Source organism: Phaeobacter sp. HS011, from assembly GCF_018101215.1.
GTDB lineage: Bacteria > Pseudomonadota > Alphaproteobacteria > Rhodobacterales > Rhodobacteraceae > Phaeobacter > Phaeobacter inhibens.
Genome location: NZ_JAGEUF010000003.1, coordinates 31,301 through 46,561 on the forward strand (window position 1 = coordinate 31,301; position 15,261 = coordinate 46,561).

Sequence of the window (15,261 nt, forward strand, 5' to 3'; positions counted from 1 at the left end):
ATGCCGATGCAAGCCCAAGAAATCGAAGACCTGCTGCGCGAGAGTTTCCCCGATGCGGAAATTCAGGTTGGTGGCCATGATGGTGTGCATATGTCCGCGATGGTCATCGATGAGAGCTTTCGCGGCAAAAACCGCGTTCAGCAGCAACGCGCTGTCTATGCCGCGCTGAAGGGCAAGATGGATGGCGCCAATGGAGAGCTGCACGCCCTTGCGCTGACCACCAAGGCGCCCGAGTAACCTGTCATGTCGCTGTTCATGTCCCTTCTGATCCTCGGCATCGTTGTCATGACCGCGCTTGTCGCGCTGATTGGCCAGCGCCGTCCGCCGATTGAAGAGGATGAGACCGATCCGAATTACCACACCTTACGCTCTGATTATCAGTCGGGCATGGGGGGCGGCTCAATGCGGACATGGAAGGTGCCCAAGGACCCGGACGAATACGCCCGCTTCTTTGTGCCCAAGGGGAAAAAGTAACAGCGCCACCTGAAATATCCGGTGCCGATTGGCAATCCCTCTCTTTGTGCCTATATGACGGCCAACGGACCAACGGCCCATCCGCCAAAAGGAAACGCAATATGACCGACGTAAAAACCCGCATCGACGAAACCGTCAAAGCCAGCGATGTCGTGCTCTTCATGAAGGGCACCAAGGATATGCCGCAATGTGGCTTCTCCTCTCGCGTGGCTGGCGTCCTGAATTATATCGGCGTTGACTACACCGATGTGAATGTGCTGGCCGATGAGGAAATTCGCGCGGGCATCAAGGACTATTCCGATTGGCCGACCATTCCCCAGCTCTATGTCAAAGGTGAGTTTGTGGGCGGTTGCGACATCATCACCGAGATGACCCTGTCGGGTGAATTGGATGTCATGTTTGAACAGAACGGCGTCACCTTCGACAAAGACGCCGCTGACAAGATCCGCGAAGCCAACGGCTAAACCTGCGGCGGCGGATCTGAGATGATCAGCGCAGCGACACGATGAAAAAGCCTGTCACATTCTGTGTGGCAGGCTTTTTCTTGCGTCCGGCAAACGTTTCGCGACCGCGCCGCCTCAGTAGACGAAGGGCAGGAATTTCGCCGTCCGCGCAGCATAGGCCCGAAACTCCGCCCCGTAGCGATCCGCCAGATACCGATCCAGCGCCGGAATATGGTAGACGATAAACATGCCCGTCATCAGCATTGGAACAACCGCTGCCCAAAGCGATGCTGTCAGGATTGCCCATCCGGTGAACAGAATACTGTCGCCGAGGTAATTCACATGCATCGAATAGGCAAACAGGCCATCGGTGTAACAATGGCCCTTACTCTCTGGTCGCTTTTTCCAGTGCCATCGCTGCAGCTCTGATCCGGTGTTAACCACAGAACCGATCAGCAGCAGCGCACCGCCCAGCATATCCCAGGGGCCAAACGGCGTCGCCTCACCAGAGATGATGCCAGTGCCAAGCAACACAAACCCAATTTCGAAGGCCGCCATAAACGCCGCCAACCCCAGCCCTTCGGACAGATCGACCTTACGCTGGAGCAGGACAAACAGCGTTACCAGATGGCGCAGAAAATACAGCACAGCCGCCCCGGCGAGGATTTTCACGCGCAAAGGGTCCGGCCAACCCGCCCCACCAACGGCCAACCAGAGGCAGATCGACACCGATCCCGCATGCAGGGCTGCAAAGCCCAGTTTGGTGCGTAAGGACCGCCCATGGGAGCGGTCGACACCGCCATAGCTGCTGCTCATTCAGATGCCCTTTCGTGATCTTCGCCGCGTTCTTGCTCAAGATGGACGATTATTTCGTCCAAGTGGTCTGCAAAAACAATTGGACAGTCTGATTGAGCTCTGTCAATTCTATTTCGACCAACCGGACGAAATAATGCCAAAGATTGTTGACCACGACGCCTACAGCCAGGACCTCGCGCGCCGCGCGGCAGAGTATTTTTCACGCCATGGCTATGCCGGCAGCAGTATGCGCAAGATTGGCGCGCATCTGGGACTGTCCAAAAGCGCGCTCTATCACTATTTCCCGACCAAGGAGGCGTTGTTTCTGGCGTGCACGCATCAGGTCATGGGCGCATTCACGTCCCTGCCCATCGCGCCAGATGCGACTGAGGCACAGAAACTGGCGCAGCTGAGGGACCTGCTGCGGCCGGGTTTTGCCCGTGAGATGGCGCTGATTTTCGACTATCTGCGCGGCAAGACCGCCGAGGAGATCGCGGCGGATGAGGCGATGCAGCTTGCGCTGTCGACCTATCGCAGCGCGGTTGCCGACATTGTCGGAGAGGACGCGGCAGAGACCGCCCTCGCTCAGCTACTCGGCACGCTGCTGCTCGAATTCATGTCCGGACGATAAGCTGGCCCAAAAAAATCGCCGCAAGCCCAGATGCTTGCGACGATTATATCATGTAACAACTTTATGGCTGGACGAGCTAGCCCGCCGCGGTCTGCTCTTCCAGCTCCTGCGCCAGCGCTTCGGTACGCGCGGCCAGCTCCGCCAATGTTTCGGTCACCAGCGGCGGCACCACCGGCACCTCAATCCGTTCCGGCTCCGGTGCGGGCGCCGCGCGCAGCTCCGCCAACTCGGCATTGCGCTCCGCCAGCTCGGCCTCAACCTCCTTGATGCGGTCCTCAACAGCCGCCGTTTTATCTGCGAGCATCAGCCCAGCCATCAACAGCATCCGTGCCTCAGGCATCCGCCCGATCTGATCGGACAGCACCTGCGCCTCATCGTCCAGCATTTTGGCGGCGGAATGCAGATAGCTCTCTTCGCCCTCCTGGCAGGAGACCTCAAAACCGCGACCCCCGATATGAATGGTAACTTCGGGCATCAGATATCCTCCCCTTCGGGCATAGGCTGGGCGGTGAGCGGTGGCGGCGCAGCTGGCGTTGGCGCAGCGGACATGACTGCGGTATCCGCAACCGGCGGCTCAACCGCTGCAGCGACGGTCTGCTCCGCTCCCAACAGCGGCTCCAGCTTGGCCAATACAGCGTTGACCTCGGCCTGATCGCTGGCCCGCGCCGCCGTCAGTGCATCGATATCGGTCTGCAGCGCCGCGTTGATCAGCGTCGCATCCCCAACACCCGCAGCATTTGCCTCCCGCAGGGCGGCATTGGACGCGCGCAGCTGATCGTTGCTCTGCCGCAGCTCCTGTAGCGCAGCATCCAGACGCATCAGCGTTTCATTCTGCTGCGCGATGTCTTCAGCGCTCGGGCCTGCGGGACGCTCCGCCAGAGCGGCTGCGGCGCGCGCAGCTTCGGATTGCGCGGCCTCCAGCTGGCGCCGCAACGCCTCCATCTCAGCCTCCAGCGCAGCGGTATCCACCGCGGCCCCCAGATCATCCGGCTGTTCGGCCAGCTCTTCCTGTAGTCGCGCCAGCGAGGCCTGTGCCTCGTCGAGCTCATCTTGCAGAGCTTCGCGGGCAGTCGCCGCCTCATTGCCCTGCACTTCCATTTCCTGTTTCAGGCGCGCCACTTCCGCCTTCAGCGCATCTTTCTCGCTTGTATTGCTCAGCTCATTGCGCAGCAGCTCCACCTCGGATTGCAGCGCGGCCAGCTCACCGATGTCAGCGCCGGGCGCCGGGGCTGCGTTGGCCTCGGCCTCTTCAAGCTTGGCCCGCAGCACTTTCAGCCGCTCTTCCAACTGGGCATTGGCGAGTTTTTCCTCTTCCAGCGCGCGGCTGAGGTCACTCTGCGCCGCATCCGTCTTGGACTGGGCCTCTGCCTGGGCCTCTGCATGGGCCTCCGCCGAGGCGCGCGCATTGGCCTGCAACGCCGCCGCACCGCTACCAATCCGATCCATTGCCGCCAGGATCCGACCCTGCAATTCTTCGATCTGCTCCATGCCTGCCCCTTTACGACCCCGTGAGTGTCTGCCGGTCTTGTCTGCCGGTCCATATGCAGCGCGCTGATCCCCCGCTCGGCGGCCTGTTTTTGCATCCAGGGCGCGAATCAAGGCGGATCTGACGCTACACATCCAGCTTAGTTCATGCAGGGATAAATTACCCCCTGTTTGCTTTCAACCACTTGCAGCGTCAACTTCGCGCAGGAAGCCGCGCAAACGCTTGATCTTTGCCATATCACTGCTATTGAGCGCTCAGTCTGCCGAAAACCCAGAGGAAAAATCCAGTGGATCTGACAGCCCTGCGCAACGCAAACCCCGAACATTGGACCAAGGCCGCGGCCATCCGTGCCCTGACCCTTGATGCCGTTGCTGCGGCAAATTCGGGCCATTCCGGCATGCCGATTGGCATGGCCGATGTCGCCACCGTCCTGTTTGAAAAACACATGAAGTTCGATGTGGCGAACCCACAGTGGCCCGACCGCGACCGGTTTATCCTGTCCGCCGGTCACGGCTCCATGCTGATCTATTCGCTGCTCTATCTCATGGGCGATGCACAGGTGACGCTGGATCAGGTGAAGAACTTCCGCCAGATGGGCGCGCTGACCGCCGGTCACCCGGAAAACTTCCTCATCGATGCCGTGGAAACCACCACGGGTCCGCTGGGTCAGGGCATTGCCAATGCCGTGGGTTTTGCCATGGCAGAGGAGATGCAGCGCGCGCAGTACGGCCGCAAGCTGGTCGATCACCACACCTATGTGATCGCAGGCGACGGCTGCCTGATGGAGGGCATCAGCCAGGAGGCCATCGGCCTTGCCGGTCGTCACAGCCTCGGCAAACTGATCGTGTTCTGGGACAACAACAACATCACCATCGACGGCAGCGTTGAGCTGTCGGATCGCACCAACCAGGTGCAGCGCTTCAAGGCCTCTGGCTGGCAGGTGCTGGAAATCGATGGCCACGACCCCAAGGCCATCGACGAAGCCATTGAAGCTGCGAAGAAATCGAAGAAACCTTCGATGATCGCCTGCAAGACCCACATCGCGCTGGGTCATGCCGCACAGGACACCTCCAAGGGTCACGGCGCGCTGACAGATGCGGATCAGATGCGGGACGCCAAGGCCGCCTATGGCTGGACCACCGGCCCGTTTGAGGTGCCCGCAGATGTGAAATCCCAGTGGGAAGCCATCGGCCAGCGCGGCGCCGCCGAGCGCGAAGCCTGGGAATCCCGCTTTGCCGAAGCCTCGCAGCAGAAACAGGACCGCTTCAACCGCGCCTATGCGCTGGACGCGCCCAAGAAGCTGTCGGCCACCGTCAAGGCGCTGAAAAAGCAGATCTCCGAAACCCAGCCCAAGGTGGCGACCCGCAAATCCTCCGAGATGGCACTGGAAGTGATCAATCCGATCATGCCGGAAACCGTGGGTGGCTCTGCTGACCTCACCGGCTCCAACAACACCAAGACCGGCGATCTGGGCGTCTTTGACACGGACAATCGCAAGGGCCGCTACGTCTACTGGGGCATCCGTGAGCACGGCATGGCCTCGGCGATGAACGGTATGGCGCTGCACGGCGGTATGCGCCCCTATGGCGGCACTTTCTTCTGCTTCACCGACTACGCGCGTCCCGCGATGCGTCTGGCGGCCCTGATGAAGATCCCGACCGTCTTTGTCATGACCCATGATTCCATCGGCGTTGGCGAAGATGGCCCGACCCACCAGCCGGTGGAGCATCTGGCAATCTGCCGCGCGACGCCGAACACCTATGTGTTCCGTCCCGCCGACACCGTGGAAACCGCAGAGGCCTGGGAAATCGCCCTGACCTCGAAGGACACCCCCTCGGTGATGACCCTGACCCGGCAGAACCTGCCCACCGTGCGGACCGAGCATAAGCTCAGCAACCTGACCGCCAAGGGCGGCTATGTTCTGGCAGAGGCCGAGGGCAAGCGTCAGGTCATTCTGATCGCCACCGGTTCTGAGGTCTCCGTCGCGATGGACGCCAAGGCGAAGCTGGAGGCCGACGGTATCGGCACCCGCGTTGTCTCCATGCCCTGCATGGAACTGTTCGCCGAACAGGACGAAGCCTACCGCCGCAAGGTCCTGCCCGCAGGCCCGGTCCGCGTGGGTATCGAAGCCGCCGTGCGCGCCGGCGGCTGGGATCGCCTGCTGATGGGCGAACGTGGCCAGGAAAAGAAAGCCGCATTTGTGGGCATGGACAGCTTCGGCGCCTCCGCCCCCGCAGGCGAGCTGTTCGAGAAGTTCGGCATCACCGCAGACCACACCGTCGCGAAGGTGAAAGAGCTGCTGGGGTAATAGCTGTCATAACTCGAAAGTACGAAGGGCACCCAATCGGGTGCCCTTTTTCGTTGAAGCAGTTACGCATAGTTAAGCAAACGTCGGAGAACGATTGGAGGCAACAATGGCTAGCGACGACTATTGGCAGGAACCAGAGAGCATCTGGGAGAAAAGAAGAAAGGCACCATGGCACTTCTTTGCGAAAGCAGACAATGCGCGGATGTCGGCCTTTGTATTATCTCATATTGACAAGGCACAGGCTGATCAATTTTCTAAAGAAGCTGAATATGGCGGCGCCCATGCGTTCGCGTTGGGAGAAGGCTTCCGTAGAGAAGCCGCTATCTCGCTTGAGTTGATCTTGAAGGCCATTCTTTGCGTCAAGACAAAATCACCACCGCCACCTTCGCATGATGTCTACGAACTATGGGCGCAAGCGGGTCTGCCAAAAACAACAGACGATGACGCCTACCGCTTAGCAGAACTGAGCCAGTTGCTCTATTGGGCGGGAAGATATGCAGCACCTAGAAGAGACACAGACTTGGGAAAATCTCAGGAGCGTTTAGATCGTCACAAGAGAACCAAAAATCTGGGTAGCCTAAAGGTGCAGACTTTCATTCCTCTGAATTGGGAGGAATTCGATGCACTCTATCAAACTGCAGCTTCCCATTTCTGGGAACTAGAACCAAACAAGCCTGAAAACTTTGTCAGCTAAACTTAGTTAGGTCAGAAGTGTTAGCAACTGGGCGCTTCGCGCTCGGGCCGAGGGGTCGGTCCGGGCGCTGCCCATGCTCTGCACGGGCATTTTGATCAATGCCCCGCTGACTTCCCCGACACAGTCGCAAGCACCGGCCCCACAACCTTCGTCGCCAGCGGGATCAGGACCAGCCCCCAGACCAGCCCGAACACGCCGTCCATTGTGGCCTTGGCACTCCACTCGGCGAAACCGGTCCAAGCCGCAGGCACCGCGTGGCCGACGGCATAGGCCCAGTCGTGGATGTGATGGCCCAGCCAGCCAAAGCCCAGCACCTCCAGCCCGTGGATGATGATGGAGCCGCCGACCCACAGCATCGCTGCGGTGCCGACCACCGACAGGATCCACATCAGCACCGGCATGAATTTCACCAGCCCACGGCCCAGACCGCGCCCGATGGGCGTTGGTGCATTGCCCGCCAGATACAGCCCCACGTCATCCATCTTCACAATCACCGCAACCGATCCGTAAACCGCCAGCGTCACCCCGATGGCGACCACCGCCAGCGTTGCCGCCTGCATCCAGACATTCGGCGCCTCGATGGCGGCCAGCGCGATGGTCATGATTTCCGCCGACAGGATGAAATCGGTTTTGATCGCGCCTTTGATCTTTTGCTCCTCCAGATGGCCGGGATCCTTCACCGACATATCCTGTTCGATCTCGTGGCTGGCATGGGGGAACAACACGTGAAAGATCTTCTCGGCGCCCTCAAAACACAGATAGGATCCGCCCAGCATCAGCAGCGGCGTAATCAGCCAGGGCGCGAAATTGGCCAGCAGCATGGCGACCGGCAGCAGCAAGATCAGTTTGTTGAACAACGACCCGCGGGTGATGCGCCAGATGATCGGCAGTTCGCGCGCAGGGGCAAAGCCTTGCAGATACTTGGGTGTCACCGCCGCATCGTCGATGATCACGCCCGCCGTCTTGGCCCCCGCCTTGCTCGCTGCTGCGGCCACATCATCGACCGAGGTCGCCGCCACCTTTGCAATCGCTGCCACATCATCGAGCAAAGCCAACAATCCGCTCATACCCGGTCCCCTTTTCCATTCGCGCGCATTTTGGCCCACCCTATCCTATCGTCTATCAGGTACAAGCCGTTGAGCGGCCCGTTTGTTCCCGCCCTGCGTCAAACACCGTCACCTTATGCTGCTGCACGCCGGCAGAAACGTTATCGCAATCAGTCAATTCCGTTACCGCAACCAGTCAAGTTTTGCGCTAACAGTCTGGAATAATGCCATTTTTAAGCTTTTGACCCGAGGGAATGGTCGCTATAGCGAGGGCAATTCTTGCTCGTTTGGAGATACGCATATGACCATCAAAGTCGGGATCAACGGGTTTGGCCGCATCGGCCGCTGCACCCTGGCACATATCGCAGCCTCTGGCCGGGACGATATCGAAGTGGTCAAGGTCAATGCCACCGGCCCGCTGGAGACCGCAGCGCATTTGCTGAAATACGACTCCGTGCATGGCCGTTTCCCCGGCGAGGTCACCTTGGGTGAAAACACCATGAACCTCGGCCGTGGCGATATGCAGATGTTCTCCACCTACAATATGGACGATCTGGACTGGTCGGGTTGTGACGTGGTGCTGGAATGCACCGGCAAATTCAACGACGGCGAAAAGGCCAAGGCCCATCTGGCGCGCGGTGCCAAGAAGGTTCTGCTGTCCGCCCCCGGCACCAATGTCGACAAGACCATCGTCTTTGGCGTCAACGACGACAAGCTGCGCGCCAGCGACCGTATGGTTTCCAACGGCTCCTGCACCACCAACTGTCTCGCCCCACTCGCCAAGGTACTGGACGAAACTGTCGGCATCGAAAGCGGGATCATGACCACGATCCACGCCTATACCGGTGATCAGCCGACGCTGGACCGCCGCCACGACGATCTCTACCGTGCCCGCGCTGCTGCCATGGCGATGATCCCAACCACCACCGGTGCGGCCAAGGCACTGGGTGAGGTGCTGCCAAACCTGAAGGGCCGTCTGGACGGATCCGCCATCCGCGTGCCGACGCCGAATGTCTCCGCTGTGGATCTGACCTTCCGCGCCAGCAAACAGACCAGCGTCACCGAAATCAACGCCATCATGAGCGAAGCCGCCAAGGGCCATATGTCCCGCGTGATCGGCTACGAACCCGCACCGCTGGTCTCGATTGATTTCAACCACACGGAACACAGCTCCATCTTTGCGCCGGATCAGACCCGCGTGGTGGAAAACAGCCTGGTCCGCGTTCTGGCCTGGTATGACAATGAATGGGCCTTCTCCGTCCGTATGGCGGATGTGGCCGTGGCAATGGGTCGCCTGAGCTAACCCTGCCCCGACATAGCACGCGCTCTCTAGGCGCTGCGACTTGTAAGACACCGCCCGGTCAGGCATATCTGGCCGGGCGTCTCTTTTTTGAACCCAGGATCATGACCAACAAAGTTGCCCTCATCCTTGCGCTGCTGATCCTGACCGCTATTGCCGTGGATCTCTGGCTATTTGGCACTGAACATATGGTGTTTCTGGGCAAACGCCTGTTTGAACTGATCGACTGGATCGCCTTCTGGCGCTGATCTTTCGGACGGAACACGAAAAAGGCGGCCCCGAATGGGACCGCCGCAGCTTCAGCTCAATGTGACACGGCTCACTTCGCCAGTTGACGGCGCAGCTCGCTCTCAACCAGCGGCGTCACGAATTTCGAGACATCGCCCCCAAGCCGCGCGATTTCCTTCACCAGCTTTGATGCGATTGCCTGGTGCCGCGCCTCGGCCATCAGAAACACTGTCTCAACCGAACTGTCGAGCGCGCGATTCATCCCGACCATCTGGAATTCATACTCAAAATCAGCCACCGCCCGCAGCCCCCGCACGATGATCTGCGCGCCAACGTCGCGGGCGCAGTCGATCAGCAGGTTCTCAAACGGATGGGCCACAATCTCGGTGCCGGTCTGTTCGCTCAGCTTGGCACATTCCGCCTCGATCATGGCCACACGCTCTTCCAATGAAAACAGCGGCCCCTTGTCTCGGTTGATCGCAACGCCGATCACAAGCTTGTCCACCAGCGCACTGGCACGACGGATAATATCTATATGCCCCAATGTGATGGGATCGAATGTGCCGGGATACAAGCCAATACGCATGGGGCCTCTCCTGCCTGCTGGTTGGGTGCGCGCAAGCAAACATTTTTGTCATCGGGGCGCAAGAGCGTGGAAATACCGAGCCGCTCCTGCGCCGTGACGTCAGGGCTTCGACAGCGGCCACGGCCAGTGTCGAAGCGCAGGGTCAGTGACCCATGATCATGCCCTCAAGGGCATCTTTCTCCATCGCAACCTCGGCCAGCTGTGCCTTCACAACATCGCCCAGCGACACCAGACCGATCAGCTTGCCATCTTCCACCACCGGCATGTGGCGAAACCGTCCCTCGGTCATCTGTTTCAACACATCCTCGACGTTGGACTGGCTGGTACAGGTGACCAGCTTGCGGGTCATATACTCACTGGTGGCCTTGCTGAGACAGCCGGAGCCACTGCGGGCCAGTTCACGCACGATATCGCGCTCGGACAGGATACCGTCGGCGGTCTCGCCATCGCTGGAGACCACTACGGTCCCGATCTTGTGATCGCCCAGCAGTTTGGCAGCCTCAGATATCGTTGCCTCAGGAGCAATGGTCACCACCCCAGAGCTTGCCTTGGACTTCAGAATCAATTGAACCAGCATAGGCGCTCCTTTTTGTAATTTTCTTGCGTACCACCAAGGGTTGCCCTATCGCGGCATCAAGTCAAGCCTTCCAGCCGGACCACTTCGTCGCGTATGCCTTTCGACAACGCCTGCGCAAACCGATTGAGTCGGTCGCTGCGCTGATCCCCCTGGTGGCGCACAAGGTAGAAACTACGCGTCAGGCTGATCTTGTCGGTCAGCACTTTGCGCAGGGAGCGGTGCGACGGCAGCGTGAAATCATGCGCCACGCACAGCGCTGTCCCCTCCGCCGCCAGTTTGATCTGCACCGAGACTGAATTGGAGGCCAGCGCCACCCGCTCGACGCCAAGATTGGCAAGGTAGTCCAGCTCGCGGTCAAAAATCATATCGGGAATATAGCCGATCATCTTGTGATGCTTCAGATCGTCCAGCTTTTCGATCGGCGGATGCTCGCGCAGATAGTGACGCGATCCCACAAGATGCAGTTTGTAGTCGGTGATTTTCTGCACCAGCAGCTGGCCCGCGGTGGGCGCGCTGACCGTCACGGCCATATCGGCCTCGCGACGGCTCAGGTTGATCACCCGCGGCAAGGCGACGATCTGGATATCCAGATCCGGGTTCTCAGCGCCAATCTTGGCACAGACCTGCGGCAGCAGATAATTGGCGCTGCCATCCGGTGCGCCGATACGGATCTGCCCGGACAGCGTATCGCTCGGCCCCACCAGCGCCTCCTGCCCCGCGCGCATCGCCTGTTCTGCCGCCTCCGCATGACCCAACAAACGGTCCCCGGCGGCACTCAGCGCATAGCCCTGCGGCGATTTTACAAACAGCGGCGTATCCAGCGCCTCTTCAAAGCGGGAAATCCGCCGCCCAACCGTTGCCGGGTCCATTTTCAGGATCCGCCCGGCCCCTGACAGGCTGCTCTCACGCGCCACTGCCAGGAACACCCGCATGTCATCCCATTGTGGATCCATGAGCTTTCCCTCCTCCTGCCGTCAACATTCTGTTAACCTTTGCGTTCCTGCAAAGCCTCTTTGAGATCTTTCCTCTTTTCCAGTGTTTTTTGCAAGCCTAGGATGGCGACAACATGAACAGAGGAGGATCCGATGAAAGAGCTCGGCCACTTTATCAACGGCAAACTTGTCTCCGGCACCTCGGGCCGGTTTGACGATGTTTTCAACCCCGCCACCGGCGACGTGCAGTATCAGTGCCCGATGGCCAGCGCTGCGGAAACCACCGATATCATTGAAAAGGCTGCTGCCGCGCAGCCGGCCTGGGGCGCCACCAACCCGCAAAAACGCGCCCGCGTGATGATGAAAATGGTCGCGCTGATGAACCGCGACATGGACAAGCTGGCCGAAGCTCTGAGCCGCGAGCACGGTAAAACCATTCCCGACGCCAAAGGCGATTTGCAGCGCGGTCTGGAAGTCATCGAATATTGCGTTGGCGCACCGCAGATGCTGAAGGGGGAATTCACCGACAGCGCAGGCCCCGGCATCGACATGTATTCCATGCGCCAGCCGCTGGGTGTTGTCGGCTCCATCATGCCGTTCAACTTCCCTGCCATGATGCCGCTGTGGCACGTTGGCCCGGCGCTGGCCTGCGGCAACGCCGTGGTGCTGAAACCTTCCGAACGTGACCCCTCCGTGCCGCTGATGCTGGCGGAGCTGTTTGTTGAGGCAGGTCTGCCCGAAGGTGTGTTCCAGGTTGTGAACGGCGACAAGGAAGCCGTGGACACCATTCTGGACAGCGAAATCATTCAGGGCGTGTCCTTTGTCGGCTCCACCCCGATTGCGCAGTACATCTATTCCCGCGCCACCGCCAACGGCAAGCGCGCGCAGTGTTTTGGCGGTGCCAAGAACCACATGATCGTGATGCCCGACGCCGATCTGGACCAGGCCGCAGATGCGCTGGTTGGCGCCGGTTTCGGCGCGGCTGGCGAACGCTGCATGGCAATCTCCGTTGCCGTCCCCGTTGGTGAAGAAACCGCCGACAAGCTGATCGAAAAGCTGATCCCGCGCATCGAGAAGCTGAAGGTCGGCCCCTACACGGCTGGCGACGACGTCGACCTCGGCCCGGTTGTGACCGCTGCGTCCAAAGAACGGATCCTGGGCCTGATCCAGTCCGGCGTTGACCAGGGTGCCAAGCTGGTGGTGGACAACCGCGACTTCAAACTGCAGGGCTATGAGGACGGCTTCTTTGTTGGCGCGCATCTGTTTGACCATGTCACCCCCGACATGGACATCTACAAGCAGGAGATCTTTGGCCCGGTGCTGTCCACCGTGCGTGCGAACAGCTATGAAGACGCGCTGAAACTGGCGATGGATCACGAGTACGGCAACGGCACCGCGATCTTTACCCGTGATGGTGACACCGCACGTGACTTCGCGTCCCGCGTCAACATCGGCATGGTCGGCATCAACGTGCCAATCCCTGTGCCACTGGCCTATCACACCTTCGGCGGCTGGAAGAAATCCATGTTCGGCGACCTGAACCAGCACGGCCCGGACAGCTTCAAATTCTACACCCGGACCAAGACCGTGACCTCCCGCTGGCCCTCGGGCATCAAGGAAGGTGGCGAGTTCAACTTCAAGGCGATGGACTGATTTTCAGGTCAATCCGCTGGCAATTCAAGGCTCCGGCACTGCCGGGGCCTTTTCTCATTGTATGGTCCGCAATTGATGTTGCCGCGCCGCACTCCCCGTATTTCTGCGCACTTGCGCGTGATTTCATCGCATTTGGCCCGGATTTTACTTGCTCAATATCACCGGTAGTCTATCCGGTCTGCCAGAGGCAGTGAAACGACAGGCAGATAAGTATGTCCCAAAAGCAGAACGGGCCGCAGACGGCTGAGAAGACGGCACGTGATTGGGTCAAGATCCTCGCGCAATACCGCGAGCCCAATATGCTGCGAAGCCTGTTTGAACTGACCGTCACCGTTGTGCCTTTTGTGCTGCTCTGGGCCTTGGCCTGGTGGTCACTCTCGGTCAGCTACTGGCTGACACTGGGCCTCTCGGTTCTGATCGCGGCCTTCCTTCTGCGGCTCTTCACCATTCAGCACGATTGCGGCCATGGTTCGTTTTTCAGCAACCGTCGGCTCAGCGACTGGGTCGGACGCATCATTGGTGTGCTGACCCTCACGCCTTATGACGTCTGGCGCCGCACCCATTCGATCCATCACAGCACCCATGGCAACCTCGGCAAACGTGGCATGGGCGATATCCACACCATGACCGTTGCCGAATACCACGCCGAAAGCCGCTGGGGCCGTCTGATGTATCGCCTCTACCGCCATCCGATCACCCTGTTTGCGATTGGCCCGGGCTATCTGTTCTTCCTGCAGAACCGTATTCCCTACGGTCTGATGGGACAGGCCCGCTACTGGATCAGCGCGATGGGCACCAATCTCACCATCGTGATTGCGCTCGCTGCGATCTGGTATTTTGGCGGTCTGATGCCGCTTTTGCTGATCTTTGTCCCGGCAACCCTGCTTGCCGCCACCGCCGGGCTGTGGTTGTTCTACGTCCAGCACCAGTTCGAAACCACCCAGTGGGAACAGGAAGACGACTGGCAGCTGCATGATGCCGCCCTGCACGGCAGTTCACATTACGTGCTGCCGCCGGTGCTGCAATGGATCAGCGCCAATATCGGCATCCACCATGTGCATCACCTCTACAGCCGCATCCCGTTCTACCGTCTGCCGCAGGTGCTGCGCGACCATGCAGAACTGGCCGAGGGTAACCGGATGACCATCCGCGAGAGCCTCGCCAACGCCCGGCTGCATCTGTGGGACGAGAACAGCAAACGCCTGTTGTCCTTCGCTCAGGTCCGTCAGCTCTACGGCTGACCGGCCCCCTGCGCGGCTGCCCCGTCCGGATACTCCAGTGGAGCTGTCCCGGTGCGCATCTCCAACGGCGCATACCAAGCTGTGGCAAATTTTCGCTGGTCCAAGCCTCATCGGGCTACACAACCCTGTGAGGCCGGCAATTTTCGCAACCTGCCCCCTAGGAAATTGCGGCCCCATGCTTAGTTTAAGGCCGCATGCCCGAGCAGACCGCCGAAGGATACCATGACCAAAATTTACATGACCCGCCGCGCCGCCCTGTCCGGGCTTGGCGCCACATTGGCCACACCGACCCTGCTGCGCGCGCAGTCAAGCGATGCCTTCCCGGTGGAAGAGCCAAAGATCGAGACCGAAATCCCGGTCAAACGCAACATCTCCTCTTTCCAGCAGCAGGCCTGGCAGGATCATTTCGATGAGCTTGGTGTGGGCTGTATGCTGGCCGATATCTCTTCGCGCGCGCTGCATTACTGGGGGGGCGATGGGGTCACCTATCGGCTGTTCCCCTCTTCTGTGCCAATGACAGAGGAACTGACCAAGCGCGGTTACACCAAAGTGGTGCGCAAGGCCAAGAATCCAAGCTGGACCCCGACAGCCTCAATGCGCGAACGCGACCCTTCGCTGCCCTTGCGCATGGAGGGCGGCGCTGGCAATCCGCTGGGTACCCGCGCCATGTACCTCAGCTGGCCCGCCTATCTGGTTCATGGCACCCATGATACCCGCAAGATCGGTCGCCAAAGCAGCTCCGGCTGTATCGGCCTCTATAATCAGCACGTCGAAGCGCTCTATGAGATGGTGGAGGTCGGCACCCAGGTCCGCCTGCTCTAAGCGCAGACGCACCCAGCAGCTGGACCCGCGGCCATTTCTCCAGCG

Annotated in this window: 18 protein-coding genes; 11 read left to right on the forward strand and 7 right to left on the reverse strand. The window is 59.9% G+C overall.

Annotation, left to right across the window (positions count from 1 at the left end; genetic code table 11):
- The 3 genes from J4721_RS06130 to grxD all read left to right on the forward strand — a co-directional run bounded on the left by J4721_RS06130 (position 1) and on the right by grxD (position 938).
- A complete protein-coding gene (locus J4721_RS06130) occupies positions 1 to 237 on the forward strand; it encodes a BolA/IbaG family iron-sulfur metabolism protein (RefSeq protein WP_014874813.1) in 237 nt (78 codons plus the stop codon).
- 18 nt (positions 238 to 255) lie between these two features.
- Complete coding sequence (locus tag J4721_RS06135) at positions 256 to 474, forward strand: hypothetical protein (RefSeq protein ID WP_244915668.1); 219 nt, start codon at positions 256 to 258, stop codon at positions 472 to 474.
- A 101-nt stretch (positions 475 to 575) separates the two neighbouring features.
- Entirely contained in the window at positions 576 to 938 is a 363-nt protein-coding gene (grxD, locus tag J4721_RS06140; protein WP_211002479.1) for a Grx4 family monothiol glutaredoxin, read from the forward strand.
- Positions 939 to 1,052: 114 nt separating this feature from the next.
- Here the strand turns inward: grxD and J4721_RS06145 are convergent, their stop codons facing one another.
- A complete protein-coding gene (locus J4721_RS06145; RefSeq protein WP_211002478.1) occupies positions 1,053 to 1,733 on the reverse strand; it encodes a DUF1295 domain-containing protein in 681 nt (226 codons plus the stop codon).
- Between the two features lie 133 nt (positions 1,734 to 1,866).
- Here J4721_RS06145 and J4721_RS06150 point away from each other — a divergent pair, with 133 nt between their 5' ends.
- Positions 1,867 to 2,343, forward strand: coding sequence for a TetR/AcrR family transcriptional regulator (locus J4721_RS06150; protein WP_044040921.1), 477 nt, complete (start codon positions 1,867 to 1,869; stop codon positions 2,341 to 2,343).
- A 76-nt stretch (positions 2,344 to 2,419) separates the two neighbouring features.
- On the opposite strand, the gene J4721_RS06155 is transcribed toward J4721_RS06150, so the two are convergent.
- Both J4721_RS06155 and J4721_RS06160 read right to left on the reverse strand, forming a co-directional pair.
- The gene (locus J4721_RS06155) at positions 2,420 to 2,818 is read right to left on the reverse strand and encodes a cell division protein ZapA (RefSeq protein WP_014874818.1); all 399 of its coding nucleotides are present in this window, start codon (positions 2,816 to 2,818) and stop codon (positions 2,420 to 2,422) included.
- Positions 2,818 to 3,831: a hypothetical protein gene (locus J4721_RS06160; RefSeq protein WP_014874819.1), complete on the reverse strand. Its 1,014-nt coding sequence runs from the start codon at positions 3,829 to 3,831 to the stop codon at positions 2,818 to 2,820. Before J4721_RS06160 ends, J4721_RS06155 begins: the two co-directional genes overlap by 1 nt.
- Positions 3,832 to 4,115: 284 nt before the next feature.
- Between J4721_RS06160 and tkt the strand changes: the two genes are divergently transcribed.
- Positions 4,116 to 6,137, forward strand: a complete 2,022-nt coding sequence (tkt, locus tag J4721_RS06165) for a transketolase (RefSeq protein WP_211002477.1) — start codon at positions 4,116 to 4,118, stop codon at positions 6,135 to 6,137.
- Between the two features lie 106 nt (positions 6,138 to 6,243).
- On the forward strand, positions 6,244 to 6,831 hold the full coding sequence (locus J4721_RS06170; protein WP_211002476.1) for a hypothetical protein: 588 nt from the start codon (positions 6,244 to 6,246) through the stop codon (positions 6,829 to 6,831).
- Positions 6,832 to 6,926: 95 nt separating this feature from the next.
- Here the strand turns inward: J4721_RS06170 and J4721_RS06175 are convergent, their stop codons facing one another.
- Positions 6,927 to 7,898, reverse strand: coding sequence for a DUF808 domain-containing protein (locus J4721_RS06175; RefSeq protein WP_211002475.1), 972 nt, complete (start codon positions 7,896 to 7,898; stop codon positions 6,927 to 6,929).
- 280 nt (positions 7,899 to 8,178) lie between these two features.
- Here J4721_RS06175 and gap point away from each other — a divergent pair, with 280 nt between their 5' ends.
- Positions 8,179 to 9,180, forward strand: coding sequence for a type I glyceraldehyde-3-phosphate dehydrogenase (gene gap / locus J4721_RS06180; protein ID WP_102854711.1), 1,002 nt, complete (start codon positions 8,179 to 8,181; stop codon positions 9,178 to 9,180).
- Positions 9,181 to 9,281: 101 nt separating this feature from the next.
- Positions 9,282 to 9,425 (forward strand): hypothetical protein, encoded by a 144-nt coding sequence (locus J4721_RS06185; RefSeq protein WP_014874823.1) that lies wholly within the window; start codon positions 9,282 to 9,284, stop codon positions 9,423 to 9,425.
- A 71-nt stretch (positions 9,426 to 9,496) separates the two neighbouring features.
- On the opposite strand, the gene coaD is transcribed toward J4721_RS06185, so the two are convergent.
- The 3 genes from coaD to J4721_RS06200 all read right to left on the reverse strand — a co-directional run bounded on the left by coaD (position 9,497) and on the right by J4721_RS06200 (position 11,521).
- Complete coding sequence (coaD, locus tag J4721_RS06190) at positions 9,497 to 9,991, reverse strand: pantetheine-phosphate adenylyltransferase (RefSeq protein ID WP_014874824.1); 495 nt, start codon at positions 9,989 to 9,991, stop codon at positions 9,497 to 9,499.
- Positions 9,992 to 10,133: 142 nt separating this feature from the next.
- Positions 10,134 to 10,568 (reverse strand): CBS domain-containing protein, encoded by a 435-nt coding sequence (locus tag J4721_RS06195; RefSeq protein ID WP_102870030.1) that lies wholly within the window; start codon positions 10,566 to 10,568, stop codon positions 10,134 to 10,136.
- 56 nt (positions 10,569 to 10,624) lie between these two features.
- Entirely contained in the window at positions 10,625 to 11,521 is an 897-nt protein-coding gene (locus J4721_RS06200) for a LysR family transcriptional regulator (RefSeq protein ID WP_014880124.1), read from the reverse strand.
- Positions 11,522 to 11,653: 132 nt separating this feature from the next.
- On the opposite strand from J4721_RS06200, the gene J4721_RS06205 reads away from it, so the two are divergent.
- From J4721_RS06205 to J4721_RS06215, 3 genes are all read left to right on the forward strand, one after another.
- Positions 11,654 to 13,153 carry a CoA-acylating methylmalonate-semialdehyde dehydrogenase gene (locus J4721_RS06205; protein WP_014874827.1) on the forward strand — a complete coding sequence of 500 codons (1,500 nt, stop codon included), beginning with the start codon at positions 11,654 to 11,656 and terminating at the stop codon, positions 13,151 to 13,153.
- Between the two features lie 212 nt (positions 13,154 to 13,365).
- Positions 13,366 to 14,394 carry a fatty acid desaturase gene (locus J4721_RS06210; RefSeq protein WP_076615560.1) on the forward strand — a complete coding sequence of 343 codons (1,029 nt, stop codon included), beginning with the start codon at positions 13,366 to 13,368 and terminating at the stop codon, positions 14,392 to 14,394.
- A gap of 222 nt (positions 14,395 to 14,616) precedes the next feature.
- On the forward strand, positions 14,617 to 15,216 hold the full coding sequence (locus tag J4721_RS06215) for a L,D-transpeptidase (RefSeq protein WP_014874829.1): 600 nt from the start codon (positions 14,617 to 14,619) through the stop codon (positions 15,214 to 15,216).
- The last annotated feature ends 45 nt before the right edge of the window (positions 15,217 to 15,261 follow it).

What these genes read in the sequence shown, in the direction of transcription:
- J4721_RS06130 (WP_014874813.1), top strand. Translation starts at nt 1, where the DNA reads ATGCCGATGCAAGCCCAAGAAATCGAAGACCTGCTGCGCGAGAGTTTC.
- J4721_RS06135 (WP_244915668.1), top strand. Translation starts at nt 256, where the DNA reads ATGTCCCTTCTGATCCTCGGCATCGTTGTCATGACCGCGCTTGTCGCG.
- grxD (WP_211002479.1), top strand. Translation starts at nt 576, where the DNA reads ATGACCGACGTAAAAACCCGCATCGACGAAACCGTCAAAGCCAGCGAT.
- J4721_RS06145 (WP_211002478.1), bottom strand. Translation starts at nt 1,733, where the DNA reads ATGAGCAGCAGCTATGGCGGTGTCGACCGCTCCCATGGGCGGTCCTTA.
- J4721_RS06150 (WP_044040921.1), top strand. Translation starts at nt 1,867, where the DNA reads ATGCCAAAGATTGTTGACCACGACGCCTACAGCCAGGACCTCGCGCGC.
- J4721_RS06155 (WP_014874818.1), bottom strand. Translation starts at nt 2,818, where the DNA reads ATGCCCGAAGTTACCATTCATATCGGGGGTCGCGGTTTTGAGGTCTCC.
- J4721_RS06160 (WP_014874819.1), bottom strand. Translation starts at nt 3,831, where the DNA reads ATGGAGCAGATCGAAGAATTGCAGGGTCGGATCCTGGCGGCAATGGAT.
- J4721_RS06170 (WP_211002476.1), top strand. Translation starts at nt 6,244, where the DNA reads ATGGCTAGCGACGACTATTGGCAGGAACCAGAGAGCATCTGGGAGAAA.
- J4721_RS06175 (WP_211002475.1), bottom strand. Translation starts at nt 7,898, where the DNA reads ATGAGCGGATTGTTGGCTTTGCTCGATGATGTGGCAGCGATTGCAAAG.
- gap (WP_102854711.1), top strand. Translation starts at nt 8,179, where the DNA reads ATGACCATCAAAGTCGGGATCAACGGGTTTGGCCGCATCGGCCGCTGC.
- J4721_RS06185 (WP_014874823.1), top strand. Translation starts at nt 9,282, where the DNA reads ATGACCAACAAAGTTGCCCTCATCCTTGCGCTGCTGATCCTGACCGCT.
- coaD (WP_014874824.1), bottom strand. Translation starts at nt 9,991, where the DNA reads ATGCGTATTGGCTTGTATCCCGGCACATTCGATCCCATCACATTGGGG.
- J4721_RS06195 (WP_102870030.1), bottom strand. Translation starts at nt 10,568, where the DNA reads ATGCTGGTTCAATTGATTCTGAAGTCCAAGGCAAGCTCTGGGGTGGTG.
- J4721_RS06200 (WP_014880124.1), bottom strand. Translation starts at nt 11,521, where the DNA reads ATGGATCCACAATGGGATGACATGCGGGTGTTCCTGGCAGTGGCGCGT.
- J4721_RS06205 (WP_014874827.1), top strand. Translation starts at nt 11,654, where the DNA reads ATGAAAGAGCTCGGCCACTTTATCAACGGCAAACTTGTCTCCGGCACC.
- J4721_RS06210 (WP_076615560.1), top strand. Translation starts at nt 13,366, where the DNA reads ATGTCCCAAAAGCAGAACGGGCCGCAGACGGCTGAGAAGACGGCACGT.
- J4721_RS06215 (WP_014874829.1), top strand. Translation starts at nt 14,617, where the DNA reads ATGACCAAAATTTACATGACCCGCCGCGCCGCCCTGTCCGGGCTTGGC.